The sequence below is a fragment of the Listeria fleischmannii subsp. fleischmannii LU2006-1 genome (assembly GCF_000344175.1).
GTDB classification, from domain to species: Bacteria; Bacillota; Bacilli; order Lactobacillales; family Listeriaceae; genus Listeria; species Listeria fleischmannii.
Map to the genome: position 1 here is coordinate 1 of NZ_ALWW01000019.1, position 24,442 is coordinate 24,442.

Consider the following 24,442-nt stretch of genomic DNA (forward strand, 5'->3'; position numbering starts at 1 on the left):
CGAAACGTGATTATGTWAAAAAAATTATTTTTTGGGTTTTGGGACTAGGTGCTTTTTCAGGAGCTTACGTACCTGCATTTGAAGAAATTGCTAAAGGAACTGGTTTAATCGGTATGTATGAAACGATGCAAAACCCGGCCATGATTTCGATGGTAGGACCAACGCCTGTCCAAAATGCGGCTGATTACACGTTAGGTGCGATGTATTCAAATGAAATGCTTCTTTTTTGCGGGTTGTTCGCAATGATTATTTCTGCTCTTCATGTAGTCGGTCATACGAGAAAAGAAGAAGATTTAGGGCTTACTGAACTTGTTCGCTCCTTTCAAGTTGGCCGCCAATCGAATTCGCTTGCGGTCATTATTGAAACGGTTGTAATTAATATACTGCTTGGCGCTGTTACGGCTATCATTATGATGAGCTTTGGGGCGACAAGTATAACGCCAGGCGGGTCTGTTCTCTTTGGGGCATCAATTGCTGCTGCGGGATTAATTGGTGCTGTTATTGCGCTTGTTTTGGCGCAAATTATGCCAAACTCATCAAGCGCAACAGGCGCTTCGCTAGGAATTGTAGGTCTTTTGTATATTTTGCGTGCTGGAACGGATGTCACAAATGTAGATTTGTCGATGTTAAATCCAATGGGGTGGGTATACTTGACCTATCCTTTTACCGAAAATAATGTTCTGCCGCTTTTATATGCTGCTCTTTTTAGTTTAGTGCTTATTGTGGCTGCTTTTATGCTCGAAGGAAAGCGGGATATGGGAGCGGGCTATTTACCTGAACGCGAAGGACGTGCTGTGGCAAAAAAATCACTGCTTTCTGTATGGGGATTATTTTTCAAAATTAACAAAGGTGTCATTAATGGCTGGCTCGTTGCCTTTGTTGTAATGGGCGCGGCTTACGGCTCGATTTACGGCGATATGCAGTCGTTTTTAGAAAGTAATGATCTAGTGAAGCAAATGTTTACACAATCGGGTGTTTCGATTGAGGAATCTTTTACGGCGACGATTATGATGGTTTTAGTCAGCCTCGTTTCGATTCTTCCAATCGCTATTATTAACAAACTTTTTGTGGAAGAAAGTCGGCTTCGCTTAAGTCAAATTTATGCATCAAAAGTAACAAGAAGTAAATTGTACTGGACAACGATTTCGCTGGCCCTTATGTCAGCCGTATTGGGTATTTTGTTAGGAGTCGGCAGCTTAGGTGCAACGGCAATGTATGTCATGAAAGGGAAGTCTGTTATGGACATGGGCGACTTTTTAGCGAGTGGGTTCAATTTCCTACCCTCCGTATTGTTTTTCGCAGGTCTAGCAGCGCTCGTTTTCGGATTTGTACCGAAATTCACCAAGCTCGTTTATGCATACTTGGGCTATTCATTTGCGCTTAACTATTTTAGTGGCATTTTAGATTTGCCGGACTGGTTCTTAAAAACTGCGATTCAAAGCTATATTCCGCAAATGCCAGTTGACCATTTTGATGCCCCAACATTTATCACCATTACAATTATCAGTATCGCCTTTATCATTCTCGGTTATTTAGGTTATAAAAACCGCGATTTAATTGAAGGTGCTTAAAATGAAGCCGGTGAGTTTTACTCGCCGGCTCAGACTGCTGACAAACGGCAATCTTCGTTGTTAAACCCTCCGTTCCGGTGCTCACGTACTCGAGTACGCTCCGCTCCGGTACTCGGATTTGCCTAGAATCTCACCATTTATCAGCAGTCTGATTGTGGTGAGAAGCGTTTTGTTTTACGTAATCTTTGAGTTTTTATACAATCTGAGACGGTGAGTTTTACTCGCCGTCTTTTTACTTTCAACCGCATTTTATAATATAATAGAAGAAAGATGAATTTTGGGGGAATAAAAATGCTTTTTGATACACATGTACACTTAAATGACGCTGCTTTCAATGAAGATTTAGAAGAAGTAATAAAACGCGCTAAGGAAAATGATGTTTCGAAGATGGCGGTCGTAGGATTTAATCGTCCAACAATCGAACGAGCGCTTGAGCTAGCGGAACAATACGATTTTATTTACTTAATTTTAGGCTGGCATCCTACAGATGCGATTGATTTTACAGATGCCGATTTAGATTATTTACGCGAACTTACAAAGCATCCTAAAATGGTTGCGCTAGGCGAAATGGGGCTGGATTATCATTGGGATACATCCCCAAAGGAAGTTCAATTTGAAGTTTTTCGCAAGCAAATTCGGTTAGCGAGGGAAGTCAAATTACCTATCGTCATTCATAACCGCGAAGCAACAGAAGACATCATCCAAATTTTAAAAGAGGAAAAAGCGGAAGAAGTTGGCGGAATTATGCATTGCTTTGGTGAAACGGTAGAAGTGATGGAAGCATGTTTGGCGATGAATTTTTACATTTCATTTGGAGGAACGGTGACTTTTAAAAATGCAACACTACCAAAAATTGCTGCCGAAGCTATACCAATTCATCGGATTTTAATTGAAACAGATGCGCCGTATCTCGCACCACACCCGAATCGAGGCAAAAGAAATGAACCGGCATACGTCAAGTTGGTTGCCGAAAAAATTGCAGAATTGAAAGAAATGAAATATGAGGAAATCGCTAGAGCTACAATGGATAACGCTGAAAAGTTATTTCGCATCAATTAATATTTGTAATATTGGTGTAACAAAAGGCTATCTCTGTAATCTATTCTTAAGTTTAGGTCATAGGATAGAAATGGATTAGATGAAACCTCCTTATTTTATGCCTAAGTCTTGAGTCGTAGTTTTTTGACATCGAATTGTCATAAAGTCCACATAATTTAATTTTAGAGTTTTGAAATGGCTTTAAATCAACGTTTTTAATATTGTTTTGAGAAAATGTGAACAAAGATGGGCTAAAATTGACAGTTCTTTCTTCCCCTGTATATAATCACTAGCGAGTAGAAAGGGGAGAAATATATGACCATGGAAAACAGCAGTAACGTAGACCAGCCATCAAAGTGGAAATTACCTATTTTGATAGCAGGATTTGTTATTGTAGTAGCACTGGTTTTTTATTTCGTTTTCGAAGGAACAAAAAACGATATCACCATTTTAAATGCAGGTGAAAAAATTGAAGCTAAAACACATGCAGCTACAGTCGGTGAGGCTTTAGATGAAACAGGGATTAAATTAGGGGCGCATGATTCAGTGTCTCCGTCAAAAAATACAAAAATTAAAGACGGCATGGAAATTAATTTTTCTAAAGCTAGTCAAGTAAGCATTACAGATAATGGTAATGAAACAAAAGTATGGAGTACAAAGGCAACAGTGAAAGATTTGCTGAAGGACGAAAATATCACAACGCGTCCTCATGATGTTGTTAATGTAGCACTTGATACAAAAATCAAAGACGGTTTAAATGTGAAAATTGACCGCGCCATTAAACTAGTCCTACAAAACGGGGCTAAAAAAGAACAAGTTTGGTCTACAAAAGCAAATGTTGGGGACCTTTTATCTGAGAAGAATATTAAACTTCAAAAAGATGATCGCGTATCACCAGCTAAACATACAGCTTTAAAAGAAGACATGGCAATTTTAGTTACATACGTAGATAAAAAAGCAGAAGAAAAAACAGAAAAAATTCATTTCGATACCGTATACAAAAACGATTCTAGCCTTGAAAAAGGAGAAACGAAAGTTCTTTCTGCTGGAAAACAAGGTTCTAAAAAAGTGAAATACGAAATTGTTTTAGAAAATGGTAAAGAAAAATCCCGCAAACGAATTAGTGAAGCAGTAGTTGCGAAGAGTGAAGATAAAGTGGTTGCTCGCGGAACAAAAGAAGCTCAAGTTATTGCGGTTAATAATCCAAGTAAGCAAAAAGCATCAACTTCGCGTGCAGAATCCAGTCAAGCAAGTTCGAAAGTGTCTTCCGCATCTTCTGCGGCACCTAGCACGAGCGGCGGGAAAACATTTACAATGGAATCAACTGCTTATACAGGTGGCGGAACAACCGCGACGGGTATTAATTTAAGTGCGAATCCTGGTATGAAAGTTGTAGCAGTAGATCCAAGTGTAATTCCACTAGGCTCAAAAGTTTGGGTTGAAGGTTACGGAGTTGCGGTTGCTGGTGATACAGGCGGCGCGATTAAAGGAAATATTGTGGATGTTTATTTCCCAGACCACGGTTCTTGTGTAAACTGGGGACGCAGAACAGTTACAGTACGTGTTTTATAATTTTTAAATTTCTAAGCGGAGCCTCGTGAAAGAGGCTTCGCTTTTTTTAGATGCTATGGTATGATAAGCATATTGATTTTAAAAAGGACGTTAGTGATGGAGAAACCGATTATTCAAGAAATTATCGTTGTAGAAGGTCGAGATGATACGACAGCGCTAAATCGGGCTGTTATAGCCGACACGATTGAAACAGGCGGGTCAGCGATTAACCAAAAAATTTTAGAAGAAATTAAACATGCAAAAGAAAAACGCGGTGTCATTATTTTTACGGACCCTGATTTCCCCGGGGAAAAAATTAGAAAGACCATTGAGGCATATGTTCCGGGCTGTAAACACGCGTTTATTGAGCGTAAAGATGCGCTACCGAAAAGTGGGCGGGGACTTGGCGTTGAGCATGCGAGTGTAGAAGTGATTCAAAACGCGCTTTTAAGTTATCAGACAAGTGGGGAAACGGCAAATGAAACGTTAGTGCCGCGCGAAAAAATTATCGCCTCTGGGCTTTTATTTGGCGCTGGTGCTAAATTGCGACGGGAAAAATTAGGCGATTTTCTTCGGATTGGTTATACGAACGGCAAACAACTTGAAGCGCGTCTAAAAATGTTCGGCATCACCGAAACAGAATTTGATGAAGCACTACAAGCCGTTTTACAGGAGGAAAAGAATGAATAAAGATATTGCAACGCCTATTCGGACGACTGAAATTTTAAAGAAATATGGTTTTTTATTTAAGAAAAGTCTGGGTCAAAATTTCTTGATTGATCCTAATATATTGCGCCGAATTGTTACAACGGCCGGTGTTACGGAAGAAACGAATGTGATTGAGATTGGCCCTGGGATTGGTGCGCTTACGGAGCATCTGGCGCGTTCGGCAAATGAAGTTTTGGCTTTTGAAATTGATGATCGGCTCCTTCCGATTCTTGCAGAGACGCTTAGTCCGTATGAAAATGTGGAGATTGTTCACGCGGATATTTTAAAAGCGAATGTTCATGAAGTGATGGGTGAAAAATTTTCAAGTCCAGAAGCTCCGTTAAAAATTGTTGCGAACCTCCCGTATTATGTGACAACGCCGATTATATTGCAGCTTTTACACGAAAAAGTCCCTGCGAGCTCTATGACATTTATGCTTCAAAAGGAAGTGGCGGAACGAATTAGTGCGAAGCCGGGTACGAAAAGTTATGGTAGCTTGTCAATTGCTATCCAGTTTTATATGGTGGCGGAATTAGCGTTTATTGTCCCGAAAACGGTCTTTATGCCGCAACCGAATGTTGATTCAGCTGTCATTCACCTTGTGAAACGTGAAACGCCGGCTGCTATGGTGCATGATGAGACTTTCTTCTTTGAGGTGACCCGTGCAGCTTTTGCGCAGCGCCGTAAAACACTATGGAACAATTTGGTTTCTAAATTTCCGGAACTAAAAGAACAAAAAAATGAATTAGAAGTCCGTTTTTCCAGCTTAGACATTGATTTATCGAGACGTGGTGAAACTTTCAGCATCCAAGAATTTGCTAAAATAAGCAATGAATTAGCAAGATTTTTAAAAAATCATTAATTTTTACTAAGAAAGCGTATATAGTTGTTGACAATAGCCGTTTACACTGATAAAATATTCTGTTATTGATTTATTCTCCTCTTTATGGTATACTTTTATATAGTGAGGTGGAAAATAATGCCAAAAACCATTGCAAGCATTAAGAAAAGCCTAGACGAGAGACTAGGAAGAGCTTTAACATTGAAAGCAAACGGAGGCCGTAAAAAAACGATTGAACGTTGCGGTGTTTTAGCAGAGACCTATCCATCCGTTTTCATTGTTGAACTAAATCAAGATGAAAACAACTTTGAAAGAGTGTCTTACAGTTACACAGACATTCTAACAGATGCAGTAGAACTAGAGTTTACAGACGATAAAACAGAAGTCGCATTATAATGAAAAGCAAGCCGAATCTCATAAGAGGTTCGGCTTTTTGCTTGGCCTCTAAGGAAGCGTAGTTTGCTTCCATAGAGGCCAAGCATGAACTTGGGCGAAGCCCGAGTTCGAGCCCCGAAATCTCTAAGGAAGCGTAGTCTGCTTCCATAGAGGCCAAGCATGAACTTGGGCAAAGCCCGAGTTCGAGCCTCAAAATCTCAAAGGAAGCGTAGTTTGCTTCCCTAGAGGCCAAGCGTGAACTTGGGCAAAGCCCCGAGTTCGGGCCCCAAAATCTCAAAGGAAGCGTAGTTTGCATCCATAGAGGGGCCAAGCGTGAACTCAGGACTTAGCCCTCGAAATCGCACAGCATACTCGCTGAAAACAAACAGCAAAAACCTCCTAACTTACATTCTAAACCCTCTTTCATTCAAAAATAGCCGCCATAATTCTAATTTAAGCGTATAATTCAAGCTACATATTTTGTTCGGCATATGATAAAATAAACGAAGAGATTTAGAAGGATGTACGGAGGCCGAAAAAATGAAAATAACAATAAAGGCGCCAGCTAAAATCAATTTGTCACTTGATGCCTTGTATAAGCGAGAAGATGGTTATCATGAAGTGGAGATGGTCATGACAACAATTGATTTATCGGATAGTTTGCAGCTTGAATTACTTGAGGAAGACCGAATTGAATTAGATGTCAACGCGCACTTTATTCCTGATGATAAACGTAACTTAATTTACCAGGCGGCGGAGCTTTTAAAAAATCGCTATGATGTTAAAAAAGGTGTGAAGATTACACTGGATAAGCAAATCCCTGTTTCGGCGGGTCTTGCTGGGGGCAGCACAGATGCGGCAGCTACATTTAAAGGGCTAAACAAACTTTGGAACTTAGGGCTTTCTTTAGAAAAGTTGGCTGATTTAAGTGCTGAAATTGGCTCTGATATTGCCTTTTGTTTATATGGTGGAACGGCGCTTGCGACTGGACGCGGAGAATTGATTGAGCGTTTAAATCGTATGCCGGGTTGCTGGATTATTTTAGCAAAGCCGAATATAGGGGTCCAAACGCCTTCTGTTTACAAAGAATTACGTGTTCAGGAAGTGGGACACCCGAATACTAAAAAAATGCTTGAGGCGATATCTAGGGGCGATTTAGACGGTATTTTTGATTCGATGGGGAATGTGCTTGAAAGCGTTACACTTGAAAAAAATAGTCAGGTTAAACAGTTGAAAGATAAAATGCTTGAATTTGGTGCTGATGCGGCGATGATGAGCGGAAGTGGGCCAACTGTTTTTGCGATTGTTAAACAACATTCGCGGGCTAAGCGCGTTTATAATGGACTGCGGGGTTTTTGTAATGAGGTTTACATGGTAAGACCGTTATCATATGATGACTAAATTAAGGGAGGAAGAATATGAAACTTATTTTTAATGCGGACGATTTTGGGATGACGAAAGGTGCGGTTTACGGGACGCTTGATGCGTATAAAAATGGTGTCGTGCGATCAACGACCATGCTTGCTAATGGATATGCGTTTGATTTAGGCGTGCAAATTGCAAAGGAAAACCCGGGTCTTGATATAGGTGTACATTTGGCGCTTACGTTTGGTAAGCCGGTTTTAAAAGATTTGAAGACGCTTGTTGATTATGAGGGTAAGTTTTATCGAAATATTAATGAATTGCTCCAAAACGCACCTGATTTTAGTCTAGAAGAGGTGGAACGTGAATTTACGGCGCAAATTGAAAAAATAAAAGCGGCGGGTATCGCGTTCACGCACTTTGATGTCCACCACATGCTTGAACCGCATATTTATGAAGTGGAACATCGTTTGGCGGAAAAATACGGGGTCAGTGTTAGGCGTGCTCTTCCAGAAGTGGGCTACGAGCGTGTCACAACAACAGACGTGTTTATGAATGATTTTTATGCAGAAGGTGTTACCATGGCAACTATCCGCAAAATTGTCGAACAATATAAGGGGACGGATAAAGTTATTGAAATTATGACGCACCCTGCCTTTTAGATGAAAAATTACTTGCTATATCAAGCTATGCGGATATCCGAATGAAAGAGGTAACGCTTCTTACATCGAAAGAGTTGCAAAATTATTTAGCGCAGGAGAATGTGACGCTTGCAAGTTTCCGTGATTTGTAAAAACGAATTTCAAATGATAAAACTCTTTTAAGTTGTCAAGATATATGAAGTCTTTTATAATAAAGAAAAATACGTTACAAACATTTTATTTTTTGTTTTAATATACGGAATTAAAAAAGGGAAGAGAGAGTATGAAAATTCGGCGTAGTGAACGTTTAATTGATATGACAGAGTTTTTGCTTAGTCATCCGCGCAAATTAGTCCCTCTTACGATGTTTGCTGAACGTTATAGCTCGGCTAAATCATCTATTAGTGAGGATTTGGTGATTATAAAGAAAACGTTTGAAGATCGTGGCATCGGTACGCTTGAAACGGTCCCTGGGGCTGCGGGTGGTGTGCGTTATATTTCTATCGCTGGGAATGCAGATGTGCTTGATTTTGTGCAAACACTCTGTAACCGAATTGCTGAGCCGAATCGTCTTTTGCCAGGTGGGTATTTATATTTATCGGATCTTTTAGGGGAGCCAGTAACTTTAAAGGCAATTGGGAAGATTCTTGCTACTAAATTTAACAACCAGCCTATTGATGCTATTATGACGGTGGCAACAAAAGGTATTCCAATTGCTCAAGCTGTGGCAGAGCATTTAAGTGTTCCTTTTGTAATTGTACGTCGTGATAGTAAAGTAACAGAAGGCTCAACAGTTAGTATAAATTATGTATCAGGTTCAACTAAACGTATTGAAAAAATGGAATTGTCGAAAAGGAGCCTTGCTGAAGGTTCAAACGTGCTTGTTGTCGATGATTTTATGAAAGCTGGCGGGACGGTAAATGGTATGAAAAATTTACTGGAAGAATTCAACGCGAATTTAGTTGGTATTGCGGTTTTGGTGGAGTCGGAATACGCGGAAGAGCGTCTTGTAGATGACTATGTTTCGCTTGTGAAAATTAAAAATGTAAATGTAAAAGAAAAACAAATTGAAGTGGTGGAAGGAAATTACTTCACGGTGAGTTAAACTAAGGAAGTCAGTAGCTGGCTTCTTTTTCTTGTGCCCTGAAAAACGGACCATAGCCTTAAGTTCGTATAAACGCACGTTTTCCCGAAAAGAAATCAGTCCAGCGCTGTACGTTGCTTGCGCGTTTTTATGGTAGAATGTATAAATATTCTACAAATACATAACTCATAGAGGAGGAAATAAGTTGAAAAAATGGATGAAATGGGTCATAACAATTCTCGTTATCATACTAATTGGCGGTGGCGTCATTTGGTTTTTAAATAAAGGCGAGGCGAAACAAAAGGCAGATACGAGTGATTTTGTGACAACTAAAGTCAAACAAGGCGATATGAAAATCAATGCAACTGGAACAGGTGCTATCGTTCCGCAAAATAAACAAATGCCAAATTTTGATGAACTTGAGTTCCAAGCGCAAATGGATGAACTGGATATTCCTAATATTAAGGTTGATCAAGCCGTAAAAGTGACGGTAACAGCGCTTCCGGATAAAACATTTACAGGAAAAGTCAAAACAATCGCAGACCAAGGGCAGGCGCAAAACGGAGTATCCACTTTCCCTGTTACAATTTCATTAGATAGTACGGAAGGGTTAAAATCGGGAATGACCGCAGACGCTTCTATTTTAGTGAATGAGAAGAAAAATGCTCTCTACGTACCGATTGAGGCGGTCCAAAAAAGTGACGATGATCGCTACTATGTGATGATTCCTAAGAAAGAAAAAGAAGGACGTACAAAAAAAGTCAAACAGTTTGTAGAAACAGGACTTCACAATGAAGATAATATTGAAATTACGAAAGGTTTGGAAAAAGGCGATACCATTATCTTACCTTCCAAAAAATCATCCACAACGCAAGGTGGCTTTTAATCAAGCAGAAAAGGAGGGAAACGAACAATGAATCCACTTATTGAGATGAAAAATATCACCAAAACGTATACATTAGGTGGTGAAACCTTTAAAGCGCTTGATGATGTCACGTTATCCGTTGACGAAGGAGATTTTGTCACCATTGTCGGTCCGTCTGGTTCAGGGAAATCGACATTAATGAATATGATAGGTTGTTTAGACGTGCCAGATAGTGGCAGTTACCAGTTGGATGGGGTAGATGTTTACCGTTTAAATGATAACAAGCTTTCAGAAATACGTAATAAAAAAATTGGTTTTATTTTTCAGCAATTTAATTTACTTACAAAGCTCTCAGCGCTTGAGAACGTGGAACTTCCCCTTGTTTATGGCGGTTACGGCGTTTCGAAGCGGGAAAAAATGGCAATGAGCTGTCTTGACCGTGTTGGTCTAGCTGATAAAAAAAGAAACCTGCCAACCCAATTGTCGGGCGGGCAACAACAACGAGTAGCGATAGCGCGCGCTTTAGCGACTGAACCATCTATTTTACTTGCCGATGAACCAACCGGCGCGCTTGATTCCAAAACGGGTAAAGAAGTTATGGGCATCTTGCAATCCTTAAATGCAGCAGGAAATACAATCGTGATGATTACGCACGATTTAGAACTTGCTAAATACGGTACTAAAAGTATTCGCATCCAAGACGGACGCTTATATAAAGAGGAGGTTGCTAAATGACAATTCTCCAAAGTATGAAAATGGCCTTTAAGCAACTTAAAACGAGTAAGCTACGCTCCTTTTTAACCATGCTAGGTATTATTATTGGGGTTGCCTCTGTGATTTTACTTGTTTCACTTGGAAAAGGCGTCACGCAAGAGGTCAATAGCCAAATGGGTGACCTTGGCTCGAATCTGATTACCGTAATGAATACTTCGGTTAATCCGAATGATAAAATATCTTATGACGATGCAATGAAATATCAAAATATTGATGGCGTGAAAAGTGTATCACCTGAACTTTCTGGTCAAGTGAACGCAGCGTATGACTATCAAACTAAAAACGTCAAAGTTATCGGAACGAACGATCAATACCGAGGAGCGCGAAGTTTAGACTTAGAAAATGGTCGCTTCTTACTTCCAATAGATATCGAATATGGGCAAAAAGTAGCGGTTTTAGGCCCAAGCGTTGCAAGCGACTTATTTGGCTTCGCCAATCCAGTTGGAGAGACCGTGCGTTTAAATGGCCTGCCCTATAAAGTTGTAGGTGTTTTAAAAGAAAAAGGCGCTTCCATGATGGGGTCCAGTGATGACCAAATCTTCATCCCTATTATGGCCGCACAGCGTATGTTAAAAGATACCAATGTCAGAACGATTTATGTAGAAACGAAATCTGCAGATGTGGTAGATCCTGTTGTGAGTACGCTTGAATCAAGACTTTCAATTCAGATGAATGAAAAAGAAGATGATACTTCATCCCAAACAGGTCCCAAATACCAAGTCATTAATCAGCAAGAAATTTTAAATGCATTTAATACGATTAGTAGTACCCTAACGACCGCTTTAGGCGCTATTGCTGCTATTTCACTTGTTGTAGGTGGGATTGGAATTATGAACATCATGCTGGTTTCTGTCAGTGAACGAACGCGTGAAATTGGAATTAGAAAAGCACTAGGTGCAAAAAAACGTGCGATTTTAATGCAGTTCTTAATTGAATCTGTCGTAATCAGTGTGGTTGGTGGAATTATTGGTATTATTATTGGAGCTAGCGGAGCAGCGGTTTTTGGAAGTGTGGCGAACATACCTTCAGGAATAACAGCCGGAACCATTATTTTCTCCTTTGCTTTCTCTCTTTGTATTGGTGTTATATTTGGTATCGCACCAGCAAATAAAGCTGCTAAGTTGCGGCCAATCGATGCTCTTCGTTCAGAATAAGGGATAGGCGCATAGATATTTGGTGATAATCAGGAAGCTATCCTGACGCACTAAAAATCTATGTGCTTTTTTTGAAGAAATTGTAAAAGTAACAGCTGGAAAAGTAAAAAATGCTACGTTTTTGTGTCTTGTCATCTATTTTTAATCTGTTTGTTACATAAGAGCAAAACAAAAAAGTTATACGATGGTTTTTAAATTTGAATATTTCAAATAAGTATTTATTATCAACGTTTAAAGGGGATGTGACAAGAAAGTAATCGTTGTAAAAGGGGCCATATCCTAAAAAAAATTTAAAAATAAATATTGTTTTTGAAATGTACACAAATTTATTTTATTTTTATTTAAAATCAAAGAAAAAACTACTTTTTACGTTGTTTTCGAAGCGTTATCAATGATTTTAGTGTACTTTATAAATTCAATTTTAAAACAATTTATTTTGTCAATACTCTTATGCCTCATAAAGGTTATTTTTGAAACGAATTCACAAAGTTGTCAAATTTTCAATTTTTTTATTATTATAAGTGTAGGGAAAAAAGAGGTGCCTGGTGATGAAATGAAATCTCGATTTTCTTGGTAGCTTTCTGTAAGCTTGTTTAAAGCTTCAGAACAAAGTTTTGCAACTAGAGTTTAAGGTGGTGAAGAAAATGGAAATTACAGATGTGAGATTACGTCGTGTTGAGACAGATGGAAGAATGAGAGCAATTTCTTCAATCACGATTGATGGTGAATTTGTTGTTCACGATATTCGTGTCATCGATGGCAACGATGGACTATTTGTCGCAATGCCAAGTAAACGTACTCCAGATGGAGAGTTTAGAGATGTTGCACATCCAATCAACTCAGATACACGCGCGAAAATTCAAGAAGCTGTGTTAGCGGCTTATGAAGTAGCTGATGAACCAGTTGCATCTGAAACAACTTCTGCTGATGCAGAATAAAACAAAAAATCCCTTAAAATTAGGAACAAGTGAGTGAAACGGACAGAGAGGGATTCCTGAATCTGCTACCGCGATCGCGCGAACCTTATTGTAAAGGGGCCAATGGGATAAGGAGTGACGGAAATGCAAGTAACAGATGTGAGATTACGTCGAGTTGAAACTGATGGAAGAATGAGAGCAATTGCCTCAATCACTTTGGATGAGGAGTTTGTTGTACACGATATTCGTGTTATCGACGGAAATAATGGACTTTTTGTCGCAATGCCAAGTAAACGTGGCGTTGATGGAGAATTCCGTGATATTGCGCACCCAATAAACTCTGATACACGTGGGAAAATTCAAGACGTTGTTTTGGCTGAATATGAACGCGTTGGTGAAGAAGAAGCGAATGCCGTATCAGAAGAGGAAACGGAATCAGTTTCTGCTGAATAATTTGAATAAAAATAACCAGAGCTACTCTTTAAATAGGGTAGCTCTTTTTCAATCTTCAAAAATATGCTATACTTTTTTTAGACAACTTTTTGAAAAGGGGCTTTAAAGTGGGGAGAAAAAATAGCGTAGCAGATTATCAAACTTTATTAAAAAGCTCGTTTAAGAGGTCTTCCTCTTCTTCGGTTAGAAGTTTACGCCTAGTTACTTTACCTAGATATTGGTAAAGCTTTTTTGCGTTCTAGGTAACCTTGAAAAAAAGTAGGTTTTACGGTATCATTCATTATGGAAGAATAGTGTTAATTGGAGGTCTTTATATATGACAAATCAGTATGCCATCGTGCTTGCGGCTGGACAAGGCACACGGATGAAATCTAAATTGTACAAAGTATTACATCCGGTATGTGGCAAGCCAATGGTTGAACATGTTGTGGATCAAATTGCGCAACTAGATATGAAAAAAATTGTGACAATTGTCGGTCACGGAGCAGAAGATGTGCAGGAACATCTTCAAGATAAAAGTGAATTTGTAAAACAAGAAGAACAACTTGGAACCGCACATGCTGTTTTGCAGGCGAAAGAGTTGCTTGCAGATCTTGATGGTGTAACGATTGTTGTATGCGGGGATACACCGCTAATTGAGAGTGCAACAATGGGGGCGCTTATTAAATACCATTCAGAAAAACGTGCAAAGGCAACCATTTTAACAACACAATTAGATGATCCAACAGGTTATGGCCGGATTTTGCGTGATGATTTAGGCATTGTGGAGCGAATTGTGGAACATAAGGATGCGACAGAAAAAGAGCAACGCGTCCAAGAAATTAATACGGGAACTTATTGCTTTAATAATCGTGCGCTTTTTGAGGCACTTTCTAAAGTTTCAAATGACAATGCCCAAGGAGAATATTACTTACCAGATGTCATCAAAATTTTAAAAGATTCAGATGAAGTCGTTGCGGCTTATCGCATGGAAAACTTTGAAGAATCTCTAGGAGTTAACGACCGAGTTGCTTTAGCGGAAGCAAGCCGTTTAATGAGAAACCGCATTAACGAGCGACTTATGCGTGAAGGTGTTACATTAGTTGACCCAAACAGTACTTATATTGATGTAGATGTTGAAATTGGCCAAGATACAGTGATCGAAGCGAATGTTACATTACGCGGAAACACTAAAATTGGTGAAGATTGCCTAATTTCAAGTGGTTGTGACTTTGATAATGCCGTTATTGGTAACCGCACAATCATTCGTTCATCAGCCATTGAAGATAGTAAAGTAGGAGATGATGTTCAAATTGGACCATTTGCACATCTGCGCCCAGAATCAGAAATTCATAACCATGTAAAAATCGGCAACTACGTTGAAACCAAAAAAGCTATTGTGGGAGAAAATACGAAGTTACCGCACTTTATTTATATGGGAGATGCCGAAATCGGCAAAAACGTGAATGTAGGTTGTGGTTCGATTTCCGTTAATTACGATGGCTTCAATAAATCTAAAACAGTCATTGGCGACAATGTTTTTGTCGGATGTAATTCCAATTTAATTGCACCAATAAATGTCGCGGACAATGCTTATATTGCTGCAGGCTCTACGCTTACTGATGATGTTCCAGAAGGAGCTCTTGCAGTAGGGCGAGCTCGTCAAGTGAATAAAGAAGGGTACGACAAAAAAAATCGTAGAGAAGTTTAATAAATAATTTTTTCAACTTTTTTTGAAGAAATATCATTTATATAAAAATTTGTGGAGGCTGATTATGTCAAACGATTATTTTGATCCGAAGTTGAAAATTTTCTCGCTAAATTCAAACCGTGAACTAGCGGAAGAAATTGCGAAGGAAGTAGGGATTGAGCTAGGAAAATCGAGTGTAACTCATTTTAGTGATGGCGAAATTCAAATTAACATTGAAGAAAGTATTCGTGGTTGTCATGTGTATGTTGTACAATCAACAAGCTACCCAGTAAACCAGAATCTAATGGAACTTTTGATCATGATTGATGCATTAAAACGAGCTTCAGCAGCTACGATTAATATTGTAATGCCGTACTATGGCTATGCACGTCAAGACCGGAAAGCAAGAAGTCGTGAACCAATTACGGCCAAATTAGTAGCTAACCTAATTGAAACTGCAGGGGCAACACGTATGATTACGCTAGATATGCACGCGCCTCAAATTCAAGGTTTCTTCGATATCCCAATTGACCATTTAAACGCTGTACGTTTATTAAGTAATTATTTTAATGAGCAAGGTTTAACAGGTGAAGATATTGTTGTTGTTTCTCCTGACCACGGAGGTGTCACACGAGCGCGCAAAATGGCGGACCGCTTAAAAGCTCCGATTGCCATTATTGATAAGCGTCGTCCTCGTCCAAACGTTGCAGAAGTGATGAATATCGTAGGTAATGTAGATGGTAAAGTATGTATCTTGATAGATGATATTATTGATACAGCTGGAACCATTACACTTGCGGCTAATGCACTTCGCGAAAATGGAGCAACGCGTGTATTCGCGTGTTGTACGCACCCAGTTTTATCTGGACCAGCAATGGAACGAATTCAAGATTCACCAATAGAGAAATTAGTTGTGACGAATTCAATCGACCTTCCAAAAGATAAATGGATTGATAAAATGGAACAACTTTCGGTTGCTGCTCTTCTAGGTGAAGCGATTGTACGTGTTCATGAAAATGAATCAGTTAGCTCGCTTTTTGAATAAAGAAACAGCTTGTGAGCAGAATCTATTTTAAGGTTCTGCTCTCCTTTTTTATCTACTACACCTCTACAGGAGGCAATTTTATGGCACAAATAGAAAACCTTATTCCACGGTGGCAAAACCTACTTCACCATCTCTATTTAAAAATGGATTTTATGAGTGGTGAAGAATTAGCTGAATTGCTCCAAGTTAATGCAAGAACCATTCGGAGTGACATTAAATCGATAAATGAAATTTTTTCCAAAGAAGGGAATCAAATTGTATCTGTGCGTGGAAAAGGCTATCAACTTCAACTGCGATATGAAAGCGTTTTCCTGAAATTGTTAGCGCCCAGTAAAGAAGAGCGTTTTAATTTACAGGTCATCCCATCTTTAGCCCAAGACCGCATCCCCTATATTATTCGTTATTTACTACTTCAAAATGATTTTGTTAAACTCGACACGCTTGCCGAGGAACTCTACGTCAGTAAATCAACTATCAATTCCGACATGGTGGATGTGAAGCGGAAGCTTGCCGAATGTTCTTTAATTCTTTCTAAAAGAGCGGGGTACGGGGTTAAAATTGAGGGTTCGGAGATGAACATGCGTTTTTGTTTTTCAAAGTACTTGCTGAGTGATTCGGTGAGCCTACTTGTTAGCGATGAGGAGCAGACTTTCTTTGGGGAAATTGATTTGCGGAATATACAAAACATTATTTTAACAAGCCTTGCGGAGTATAAAGTACAGATGACCGATATGGCCGTTAAAAATTTAATTATCCATGTCGCTATTGCCATACGACGCATTAAAAATCAGCAATATGTCGAACAAAATGAGCTTCAAGGTTTGGAATTTAATATTCAAGAGTTACGGGCGGTTCAAAAAATGATTCAGGAAATTGAAAGGTTAGAATCCATTCAGTTCCCTGAAAGCGAGTTAACTTATATTTTGCTGCACGTATGTTCCAAGCATGTCTTGCAAAGTTATAACGGTTACCGAGAAGTTATATTGGTGCATAAAATGTTAGCGGAAATTAAACGCCAGTATGGATATGATTTTTCATCACACCAGCAATTTATAGCCCATTTAGCCTTACATTTAAAGCCTGCGATTAATCGGATTAAATTTAATATGAATATCCATAATCCATACTTAAGTAATATCAAAAGGAACTATCCCCTTGCATTCGAGTTTGGACTTTTGGCACGTGAAGTTTTAACAGAAGAATTAAATCAAGCAATTAACGAGGATGAGGCTGGCTACATGGCGATGCATTTCCTATACGCGCTTAGTGAGGAACCGAATAATCGAAAAAAACGCGTTTTACTCGTCTGCGCCTCAGGAATTGGCACGGCGAAATTATTAGAGATTAAAATCAAAAAACTGTTTGATACAGAAATTGAAATCATCGGAAGTTGTTCGCTTTATAAATACCAAAAGAATAAGCAGGAGGCGGACTTTGTTATTTCTACTGTACCCATTGAGGCGAGCAAACATGCGTATGTGCAGGTAACGCCATTTCTCTCAAAAGCCGATATTCGCGGCATAGAGCGCCTTTTAGAAAAAGATGAAAATCGTGCTACTTTTAACCCAATAAGCCTCTTTTTTTCTAAGAAATACTTTACTATTTTGGAGGGGAAAAGAACGAAAGAACAAATTTTAACAACACTTGCGAATAAATTCGAAGTGGAGGGAAATGTTCAGGCCTCGTTTTTGAAATCAGTAAAAGAACGGGAGAACATTGTCGCGACTTATCTCGGGAATGGTCTTGCCGCCCCACATCCCATTTCGGCAGACGTAAAAGAAACAAAAATAGCGGTTTGTATCACCAAAGAACCGATTATTTGGAACGAGGAAGGCGACGAGGTTCAAATCATTTTAATGCTTGCGGTAAAGAACAAAGAGCAGGAGCAGCTTTCTACTGTTTATGAAATCATTAGCCAAATTGTGGAAATACCTAAATTAGCAAAAGAAATACGGGAAGTGGAGGATTTTGAAGCCTTTATACGAATTTTAGAGTATGTAAAAACATGAGCGAGTGAAGCTTGTGTTTTTTTATTTCCTCTAGTAGACCTTACAAGCGGAAAAAGATTGCATTTATTTCTTGAAAAGAAAGCGCTACACTTAAGGCAACAAGGAGGGACGCATATGAAAAAATTTATTGAAAAATTAACGTGGCTATCTCAAAAATTAGGGAATCAAATCCATCTTAAATCCATGCGAGATGCGTTTGCAACCATTTTACCGTTTATTATGCTAGCAGGATTTATGGTTTTGATTAATAATGTCATTATTAAACCAGATGGATTTATGTCGAATGTGATTAGTTCAGCAACACTAACGAAATGGCAGGAACTTGGAACAAGTATTGTGAACGGAACGCTTGGAATTATAACGCTGCTTATAGGGGCTTCTGTTTCTTACTTTTTAGCTCAAAATAGAAAATTTGATAATCCATTTGCACCGGCACTTCAAACGATTGCTTTAATTGTTATTTTTATTCCGCTTATGACTTCGGTTATTCCAAATGGGGGGGAAGAAGCTGTTCAAATTTCTGGTGTGATTCCCACCTCGTTAACAGGGTCGGCAGGGATGTTTGTTGGAATTGTCACGGCACTTCTTTCGACAGAAGTATTTATCCGCTTGTCGAAAAGTGAAAAAATGAAGATACGAATTTCAGGCGAAAGTGTACCACCAGCGGTTATTAAATCATTTAATGTGCTGATTCCAACTATGCTAACCGTATTGATTTTCGCTTTTGTCTCATTTTTAGTTAACATGTTATTTAGTTTAGACTTATATTCTGTAATTAGTGCAGTTATTCAAAAACCATTGACCTTTTTAGTAACCAGTGTGCCAGGGTTCCTGACATTAATGCTTATTTCCCAAATGCTCTATTCTATTGGTATTGCGGGAAGTGGGATTTTGGGCCCGATTATGGATCCGGTACTTCTTGCAAACATGCAAGATAATATGGCTGCTTTTGCAAATGGATCGGCTATTCCGCATATTATCAATACGACATTCCGTGATATTTTTGGTGTCATGGGTGGCGGGGGAAATACAATTGCTCTCCTTATCGCTATCTTTGTTTGGAGTAAGAGAAAAGATTACCGAGAAATTGCAGGTCTATCGGCGGCACCGGGACTTTTTAATATTAATGAACCTGTCGTGTTTGGTCTGCCCATTGTGTATAACTTGAGTTTAATGATTCCATTTATTTTATCTACACCACTTTGTTTGTTACTTGCTTATATTGCTACCAGTATGGGGATAATTTCAAAAGTTGTTGTTCTTGTCCCATGGACGACACCACCAGTTATATCAGGGTTTTTGGCAACAGGAGGAGACTTTAGAGCAGCTATTTTCCAGATTTTCTTAATTGGTGTATGTATATTGCTCTACTTGCCGTTTTTAAAAGCAAACGATCATTTAAAAGTTTAGGAGAAGATATAAATGAAAAAACTTATGTTAATGTGTAATGCGGGAATGTCAACAAGTGTTTTAGTAAAGAAAATGCAAAAAAGTGCCGCTTTACAAGGGATTGAAATCGATATTTGGGCTATTTCAGAAACTGATTTTGAGAAAAACTGGAGAAATGCGGATGCTATTTTGCTAGGTCCTCAAGTGAGTTATATGAAGGATAAAGTGGATCAAACGGTTGGTGCGATTCCTGTGGATGTGATTGCGATTGTGGACTATGGTCGTATGAACGGCGAAAAAGTTTTAGCGCAGGGGCTTCAGTTATTAGAGAACAAATAAAAGTGGAAGAAGGTTGTGGCACAATGAATCTATCCATTTCAGAACGGGTCGAAAAACTTTTAGATCAAATGACGCTTACTGAAAAATGCGGGCAATTGAATCAGCGTTTATACGGCTGGGAAACGTATGAGTGGGGCGAGGACTCGCAACTTGTTCTCACCGATACATTTAAACAAGAAGTTGAAAAATTTGGAGGTATTGGCGCTTTATATGGCTTATTTCGTGCGGATCCATGGTCTAAAATGGATGAATCAAACGGTATTTTACGTCAGGAGTCGGCGAAAGCGGCCAATCAATTGCAAAAATATGTGATTCAAAATACGCGGCTTGGTATTCCGATGCTTTTAGCGGAAGAGGTTCCGCACGGTCATCAAGCGCTTGAAAGTGAATCATATCCGGCTAATCTTGCGAAAGGGGCTTCATTTAATGCGCCGCTTCAAAAACGAACAGCGAAGGCTGTTTCGGAGGAAATCAGCACGAAAGGCGTCCATCTGGCTTTAGCTTCAGCGCTTGATATTTTAAGAGATCCAAGGTGGGGACGTTCAGAGGAATGTTTCGGCGAGGACCCGTTTCTAGCTAGCGAAATGACGGAGGCGCTTGTTTCGGGTATGCAAGAAAGTGGTAAGGTGGCGGTTGTGTTAAAGCATTTTGCGGCACAAGGGGAACCGGTTGGCGGTCATAATTCGGGCCCGGTTTCGATTGGCGAACGGGAACTGCGCGAAATCTTTTTACCGCCGATGTTTGCGGGCAAACATGCAAAAGGTGTTATGGCGGCTTACAATGAAATCGACGGGATTCCTTGCCATGCTAACCGAAAATTATTGACCGAAATTTTACGCGGGGAAATTAGTTTTTCTGGCATTGTTATGGCGGACGGTTGCGCGCTTGATCGCCTTTTAATGTTAAATCAAAATCCAGAAGAGGCGGCTAAAATCGCGATTTCAGCTGGAGTCGATTTAAGTTTGTGGGATGACATCTATCCGCATCTTGAAGCGGCAGTCACAAATGGTCTGCTTCTTGAAAAACAAATTGACCAGGCAGTACGTCGTGTGCTTACGTTAAAATTTGAACTGGGTTTATTTGATAATCCGTATATCCCGGAAGAAGTTCCGGCGACTGACTTTAAGTCACTCAATTTAGAATCGGCGAGAGAAAGTATTTGTTTGCTTGAAAACCGAAATCAAACGCTGCCTTTTTCAAAAAAAGTAAAAAAAATAGCTGTCATTGGCCCAAATGCAGATGCATTATATAATCAGCTCGGCGATTATACGGCTCCGCAAAAAAAGGGGAGTGGCATAACGGTTCTGGAAGGCATGCGGCAAGTGGCGCCTCCAAATACTGAAATTGTTTTTGAAAAAGGGTCTAGAGTCCGCGAAAGACAGCCGCAAAGTTTAGAAAGGGCGCGAGAAATAGCACTAGGGTCCGAACAAATTGTGCTTGTGCTTGGAAGCTCGAGTGCGCGAAATTTTGATATGGCATTTTTGAAAAACGGTGCGGTAAGTTCGAAGGGGCCTAACATGGACACGGGAGAAAATGTTGATGTGGCAAATCTTGAGCTTCCGGACTGCCAGTTGGAATTGTACCATACGCTACGCGAATTAAATATCCCGCTTACAGTTGTGGTGATTTCCGGGCGTCCAAACGCGCTAACTGAAATTGCTCACACAGCGGATGCGCTCGTGATGGCGTTTTATCCTGGTGCGCTAGGCGGGCTTGCCATTGCTGAGACATTATTTGGCAAGAATAATCCATCTGGAAAGCTACCTGCTAGTTTGCCTTATGAAACGGGGCAGCTGCCAGTTTATTACAATCAAAAAAATGTCGTATACCAAGAAAATTATTTTGATGCTAAAGGCGCGCCACTTTACCCTTTTGGATACGGGAGAAGTTACAGTGAATTTATTTACCACAAGATTCGGTTTGAAAAAAGGGGTCTTTCGGTCGACGAATTAAATCGCGGTGCAAAATTTAATGTAGAAGTTGAACTGGAAAATGTTTCTGATTTAGCGGGAAAAGAGGTCGTGCAACTTTATATTCGCGGAAGGGGCGGGAGTATTACTAGGCGAAAAAGGGAGTTAAAAGCTTTTCGGAAAATGGAATTTTTACCCAAGGAAATTAAAAAGGTATGTTTTAAAATTGGAAAAAAAGAACTTGAAGTCTGGTCGGCCAAAAATAAGTATGAACTGGAGCCTGGTAAAGTGGATTTGATTATTGGAAACGGGCGAGATACCTATTTAGAGACATGGATTGAAATCGAGGAGGAATAAGTTTTGGACGGGATAGAACTGGCTTCTTTTGAAATTATAAGCTCTGTCGGGGCGGCTAGAAGTAGCATTATGGAAGCGATGCAATTTGCGAGACAAGGACAATTTAAACGAGCCTATGAAAAAATTGATGAGGCCAATGCCTATTTAAGTGATGGGCATAAAAAACATGTGGAATTAATTCAAAAAGAGTCTAGCGGGGACCAAATAACGGTTACCATTTTATTTATGCATGCGGAGGATCAGTTTATGACTACATATTCTTTGCGAGATGTTACGTATGAAATGATTGCGATTTGGGAAGAGTTAAAATCAGAAGAACGCCCTAGAGTGAAATAGGGCGTTCTTCTTTGAGGTTACAACTATCTATTGGCTTAATTGTTGGTAGTGAAAGGCAATGTGTTTTTCTATGAATGTGGCAATGGTAAAGTAACTATGATCATATCCTTTTTCTTTTTGGTAAATTACTTCAGCGTTCGTTTTTTGAGCTGCTGTTAAAAAAGTATTTTCTTTTAATTGAGTTTTATAAAATTCGTCTGCTGTTCCTTGCGTAATCATAATAGGCGGACGATAGGCGGAGGGAGCTTGAATAAGGCTCGTTGCATCCCACTCATTCCATTTAGAAGGGTCTTGGCCGAGATATGCGGTAAAGGCTTTTTTCCCCCAGGGAACTTGAGTAGGATTTAAGATGGGCGCAAATGCAGAGATTGCAGAAAAACGTTCGGGGTTCTTAAGCCCTACTATTAGCGAACCGTGCCCTCCCATAGAATGTCCCATTATACTTTCTTTTCCAGAAAAATTAGGAATAAGAGGATAAATGAGTTCGGGTAATTCTTTCGTTAAATAGTCATACATCTGAAAGTTTTCTTTCCAAGGATCTTGTGTAGCGTTTAAATAAAAGCCTGCGCCTTGTCCTAAATCCCAATCTTCGCTGTCTGCTGTGGCACCTCTTGGGGAGGTATCAGGTATGACGAATGCTAAATTTTTCTCGGAGGCATACTTCTGAAATGCGCCTTTTTGGCTAAAATTATCATCCGTACAGGTTAAACCAGATAACCACCAAATAAGAGCTGTTTTTGAATGGTTCGATGAGCTCTCTGGCAGATACAAGCTAAAAGTCATATCGCAGTTTAAAACAGAGGAGTGGTGACGATATTTTATTTGGCGACCGTTAAATATTCGGTGGCTACTTATCATTTTTAAATGCATAGTTTCACTCCCCGTAAGTTAGTATTGTGCGAATGGATTCCCCGCGGTGCAATAAATCAAAGGATTCATTAATTTGAGTGAAATCTAACCGATGAGTAATAAATGAATCTAAATCAATAGCACCGTTCATAAATTCTTTTACCATTCCCGGCAGTTGTGTTCGTCCTTTTACGCCGCCAAAAGCCGAACCTTTCCAAACGCGGCCTGTAACTAATTGAAATGGACGAGTGTGGATTTCTTTGCCTGCACCCGCAACTCCAATTATAATGCTCTCGCCCCATCCTTTATGGCAAGCTTCTAGTGCAGAGCGCATAACTTCTACATTTCCGATACATTCAAAACTATAATCAACTCCGCCGTTAGTCATTTCAATTAATACTTCTTGAATAGGACGGTCGTAGTCTTTTGGATTCACAAATTCGGTGGCGCCCATCTTTTTAGCTAATGCAAATTTATCCGGATTTGTATCGATGGCAATAATACGCTCTGCGCGTGCTTTTTTTAAACCTTGAATAACGGCAAGTCCAATAGCGCCTAAGCCAAACACGGCGGCTGTAGCTGAGGCTTCAACTTTCGCTGTGTTTTCCACTGCGCCTAAGCCGGTAGTCACACCACAACCTAGTAAGGATACTTTATCCAAAGGTGCTTTTTCATCAATTTTAACTAGATTAATTTCATTTACAACCGTATATTCACTAAAGGTGCTGGTTCCCATATAGTGATAGACAGGTTTTCCGTTATATGAAAAACGAGTTGTCCCATCTGGCATTAATCCTTTTCCTTGTGTTGTACGTACTGCTGAACATAAATTTGTTTTTCCAGATAAACAAAACTCGCATTTTCCACATTCGGGTGTATAAAGCGGGATGACGTGATCTCCTTTTTTGACAGAAGTGACTTTCTCTCCTACTTTAACAACGATTCCTGCTCCTTCGTGGCCTAGTACAGCAGGAAAAACTCCTTCTGGATCGTCGCCTGATAGAGTAAACGCATCAGTGTGGCAAACAGAAGTATATAAAATCTTGACCATTACTTCCGTTTCCTTTGGGTCAGCAACATCCAGTTCAACAATTTCTAACGGTTTGCCGGGTTCGAATGCTACGGCTGCTCTACTTTTCATTATTATCCCTTCTTTCTTTAAATAAGCCATATATTTTTAACTTATTCAAAAATCTATTATCCAT

Annotated in this window: 22 protein-coding genes and 1 pseudogene; 21 read left to right on the plus strand and 2 right to left on the minus strand. The window is 39.6% G+C overall.

Annotated elements, in window-relative coordinates; genetic code table 11:
- The 21 genes and pseudogenes from LFLEISCH_RS07100 to LFLEISCH_RS07200 form a co-directional block, all read left to right on the plus strand.
- Window positions 1-1,571, plus strand: a 1,571-nt coding sequence (locus tag LFLEISCH_RS07100) for an ABC transporter permease (RefSeq protein WP_007474898.1), incomplete at its 5' end; no start/stop codon positions are given.
- 291 nt (window positions 1,572-1,862) lie between these two features.
- The gene (locus LFLEISCH_RS07105) at window positions 1,863-2,630 is read left to right on the plus strand and encodes a TatD family hydrolase (protein WP_007474901.1); all 768 of its coding nucleotides are present in this window, start codon (window positions 1,863-1,865) and stop codon (window positions 2,628-2,630) included.
- A gap of 294 nt (window positions 2,631-2,924) precedes the next feature.
- Window positions 2,925-4,181: a G5 and 3D domain-containing protein gene (locus tag LFLEISCH_RS07110; RefSeq protein ID WP_007474904.1), complete on the plus strand. Its 1,257-nt coding sequence runs from the start codon at window positions 2,925-2,927 to the stop codon at window positions 4,179-4,181.
- Between the two features lie 93 nt (window positions 4,182-4,274).
- Window positions 4,275-4,850, plus strand: a complete 576-nt coding sequence (rnmV, locus tag LFLEISCH_RS07115) for a ribonuclease M5 (protein WP_149022049.1) — start codon at window positions 4,275-4,277, stop codon at window positions 4,848-4,850.
- Window positions 4,843-5,730 (plus strand): 16S rRNA (adenine(1518)-N(6)/adenine(1519)-N(6))-dimethyltransferase RsmA, encoded by an 888-nt coding sequence (gene rsmA, locus LFLEISCH_RS07120; protein WP_007474908.1) that lies wholly within the window; start codon window positions 4,843-4,845, stop codon window positions 5,728-5,730. Before rnmV ends, rsmA begins: the two co-directional genes overlap by 8 nt.
- 117 nt (window positions 5,731-5,847) lie before the next feature.
- Window positions 5,848-6,105 carry a biofilm formation stimulator Veg gene (gene veg / locus LFLEISCH_RS07125; RefSeq protein WP_007474909.1) on the plus strand — a complete coding sequence of 86 codons (258 nt, stop codon included), beginning with the start codon at window positions 5,848-5,850 and terminating at the stop codon, window positions 6,103-6,105.
- Window positions 6,106-6,624: 519 nt separating this feature from the next.
- Entirely contained in the window at window positions 6,625-7,485 is an 861-nt protein-coding gene (ispE, locus tag LFLEISCH_RS07130) for a 4-(cytidine 5'-diphospho)-2-C-methyl-D-erythritol kinase (protein ID WP_007474910.1), read from the plus strand.
- A gap of 17 nt (window positions 7,486-7,502) precedes the next feature.
- Window positions 7,503-8,239, plus strand: a pseudogene (chbG, locus tag LFLEISCH_RS07135) (chitin disaccharide deacetylase).
- Between the two features lie 131 nt (window positions 8,240-8,370).
- Window positions 8,371-9,192 carry a pur operon repressor gene (purR, locus tag LFLEISCH_RS07140; protein WP_007474915.1) on the plus strand — a complete coding sequence of 274 codons (822 nt, stop codon included), beginning with the start codon at window positions 8,371-8,373 and terminating at the stop codon, window positions 9,190-9,192.
- Window positions 9,193-9,376: 184 nt separating this feature from the next.
- Window positions 9,377-10,057: an efflux RND transporter periplasmic adaptor subunit gene (locus tag LFLEISCH_RS07145; protein WP_007474917.1), complete on the plus strand. Its 681-nt coding sequence runs from the start codon at window positions 9,377-9,379 to the stop codon at window positions 10,055-10,057.
- A gap of 27 nt (window positions 10,058-10,084) precedes the next feature.
- The gene (locus LFLEISCH_RS07150) at window positions 10,085-10,771 is read left to right on the plus strand and encodes an ABC transporter ATP-binding protein (protein ID WP_007474919.1); all 687 of its coding nucleotides are present in this window, start codon (window positions 10,085-10,087) and stop codon (window positions 10,769-10,771) included.
- On the plus strand, window positions 10,768-11,964 hold the full coding sequence (locus tag LFLEISCH_RS07155) for an ABC transporter permease (protein WP_007474922.1): 1,197 nt from the start codon (window positions 10,768-10,770) through the stop codon (window positions 11,962-11,964). Before LFLEISCH_RS07150 ends, LFLEISCH_RS07155 begins: the two co-directional genes overlap by 4 nt.
- A gap of 644 nt (window positions 11,965-12,608) precedes the next feature.
- Complete coding sequence (gene spoVG / locus LFLEISCH_RS07160) at window positions 12,609-12,902, plus strand: septation regulator SpoVG (protein ID WP_007474924.1); 294 nt, start codon at window positions 12,609-12,611, stop codon at window positions 12,900-12,902.
- 123 nt (window positions 12,903-13,025) lie between these two features.
- On the plus strand, window positions 13,026-13,334 hold the full coding sequence (gene spoVG / locus LFLEISCH_RS07165; RefSeq protein WP_007474925.1) for a septation regulator SpoVG: 309 nt from the start codon (window positions 13,026-13,028) through the stop codon (window positions 13,332-13,334).
- A 316-nt stretch (window positions 13,335-13,650) separates the two neighbouring features.
- Window positions 13,651-15,024 (plus strand): bifunctional UDP-N-acetylglucosamine diphosphorylase/glucosamine-1-phosphate N-acetyltransferase GlmU, encoded by a 1,374-nt coding sequence (gene glmU, locus LFLEISCH_RS07170; protein WP_007474927.1) that lies wholly within the window; start codon window positions 13,651-13,653, stop codon window positions 15,022-15,024.
- Window positions 15,025-15,088: 64 nt separating this feature from the next.
- On the plus strand, window positions 15,089-16,048 hold the full coding sequence (locus LFLEISCH_RS07175) for a ribose-phosphate diphosphokinase (RefSeq protein WP_007474929.1): 960 nt from the start codon (window positions 15,089-15,091) through the stop codon (window positions 16,046-16,048).
- Window positions 16,049-16,128: 80 nt separating this feature from the next.
- Entirely contained in the window at window positions 16,129-18,057 is a 1,929-nt protein-coding gene (locus tag LFLEISCH_RS07180; protein ID WP_007474931.1) for a BglG family transcription antiterminator, read from the plus strand.
- Between the two features lie 114 nt (window positions 18,058-18,171).
- Window positions 18,172-19,467, plus strand: coding sequence for a PTS sugar transporter subunit IIC (locus LFLEISCH_RS07185; protein WP_007474933.1), 1,296 nt, complete (start codon window positions 18,172-18,174; stop codon window positions 19,465-19,467).
- 12 nt (window positions 19,468-19,479) lie between these two features.
- Window positions 19,480-19,785, plus strand: a complete 306-nt coding sequence (locus tag LFLEISCH_RS07190; protein WP_007474935.1) for a PTS sugar transporter subunit IIB — start codon at window positions 19,480-19,482, stop codon at window positions 19,783-19,785.
- A 23-nt stretch (window positions 19,786-19,808) separates the two neighbouring features.
- Window positions 19,809-22,052, plus strand: coding sequence for a glycoside hydrolase family 3 N-terminal domain-containing protein (locus LFLEISCH_RS07195; RefSeq protein ID WP_007474938.1), 2,244 nt, complete (start codon window positions 19,809-19,811; stop codon window positions 22,050-22,052).
- Between the two features lie 3 nt (window positions 22,053-22,055).
- Entirely contained in the window at window positions 22,056-22,388 is a 333-nt protein-coding gene (locus LFLEISCH_RS07200) for a PTS sugar transporter subunit IIA (protein ID WP_007474940.1), read from the plus strand.
- A 27-nt stretch (window positions 22,389-22,415) separates the two neighbouring features.
- Here the strand turns inward: LFLEISCH_RS07200 and fghA are convergent, their stop codons facing one another.
- Together fghA and LFLEISCH_RS07210 are read right to left on the minus strand one after the other, a co-directional pair.
- Complete coding sequence (fghA, locus tag LFLEISCH_RS07205) at window positions 22,416-23,258, minus strand: S-formylglutathione hydrolase (protein ID WP_007474942.1); 843 nt, start codon at window positions 23,256-23,258, stop codon at window positions 22,416-22,418.
- A gap of 4 nt (window positions 23,259-23,262) precedes the next feature.
- A complete protein-coding gene (locus LFLEISCH_RS07210) occupies window positions 23,263-24,378 on the minus strand; it encodes an S-(hydroxymethyl)glutathione dehydrogenase/class III alcohol dehydrogenase (protein WP_007474944.1) in 1,116 nt (371 codons plus the stop codon).
- Window positions 24,379-24,442: the final 64 nt, after the last annotated feature.

Excerpts from the sequence above, each read along its gene's own strand:
- LFLEISCH_RS07105 (WP_007474901.1), top strand. The coding sequence starts at position 1,863 with ATGCTTTTTGATACACATGTACACTTAAATGACGCTGCTTTCAATGAA.
- LFLEISCH_RS07110 (WP_007474904.1), top strand. The coding sequence starts at position 2,925 with ATGACCATGGAAAACAGCAGTAACGTAGACCAGCCATCAAAGTGGAAA.
- rsmA (WP_007474908.1), top strand. The coding sequence starts at position 4,843 with ATGAATAAAGATATTGCAACGCCTATTCGGACGACTGAAATTTTAAAG.
- veg (WP_007474909.1), top strand. The coding sequence starts at position 5,848 with ATGCCAAAAACCATTGCAAGCATTAAGAAAAGCCTAGACGAGAGACTA.
- ispE (WP_007474910.1), top strand. The coding sequence starts at position 6,625 with ATGAAAATAACAATAAAGGCGCCAGCTAAAATCAATTTGTCACTTGAT.
- purR (WP_007474915.1), top strand. The coding sequence starts at position 8,371 with ATGAAAATTCGGCGTAGTGAACGTTTAATTGATATGACAGAGTTTTTG.
- LFLEISCH_RS07150 (WP_007474919.1), top strand. The coding sequence starts at position 10,085 with ATGAATCCACTTATTGAGATGAAAAATATCACCAAAACGTATACATTA.
- LFLEISCH_RS07155 (WP_007474922.1), top strand. The coding sequence starts at position 10,768 with ATGACAATTCTCCAAAGTATGAAAATGGCCTTTAAGCAACTTAAAACG.
- spoVG (WP_007474924.1), top strand. The coding sequence starts at position 12,609 with ATGGAAATTACAGATGTGAGATTACGTCGTGTTGAGACAGATGGAAGA.
- spoVG (WP_007474925.1), top strand. The coding sequence starts at position 13,026 with ATGCAAGTAACAGATGTGAGATTACGTCGAGTTGAAACTGATGGAAGA.
- glmU (WP_007474927.1), top strand. The coding sequence starts at position 13,651 with ATGACAAATCAGTATGCCATCGTGCTTGCGGCTGGACAAGGCACACGG.
- LFLEISCH_RS07175 (WP_007474929.1), top strand. The coding sequence starts at position 15,089 with ATGTCAAACGATTATTTTGATCCGAAGTTGAAAATTTTCTCGCTAAAT.
- LFLEISCH_RS07180 (WP_007474931.1), top strand. The coding sequence starts at position 16,129 with ATGGCACAAATAGAAAACCTTATTCCACGGTGGCAAAACCTACTTCAC.
- LFLEISCH_RS07185 (WP_007474933.1), top strand. The coding sequence starts at position 18,172 with ATGAAAAAATTTATTGAAAAATTAACGTGGCTATCTCAAAAATTAGGG.
- LFLEISCH_RS07190 (WP_007474935.1), top strand. The coding sequence starts at position 19,480 with ATGAAAAAACTTATGTTAATGTGTAATGCGGGAATGTCAACAAGTGTT.
- LFLEISCH_RS07195 (WP_007474938.1), top strand. The coding sequence starts at position 19,809 with ATGAATCTATCCATTTCAGAACGGGTCGAAAAACTTTTAGATCAAATG.
- fghA (WP_007474942.1), bottom strand. The coding sequence starts at position 23,258 with ATGCATTTAAAAATGATAAGTAGCCACCGAATATTTAACGGTCGCCAA.
- LFLEISCH_RS07210 (WP_007474944.1), bottom strand. The coding sequence starts at position 24,378 with ATGAAAAGTAGAGCAGCCGTAGCATTCGAACCCGGCAAACCGTTAGAA.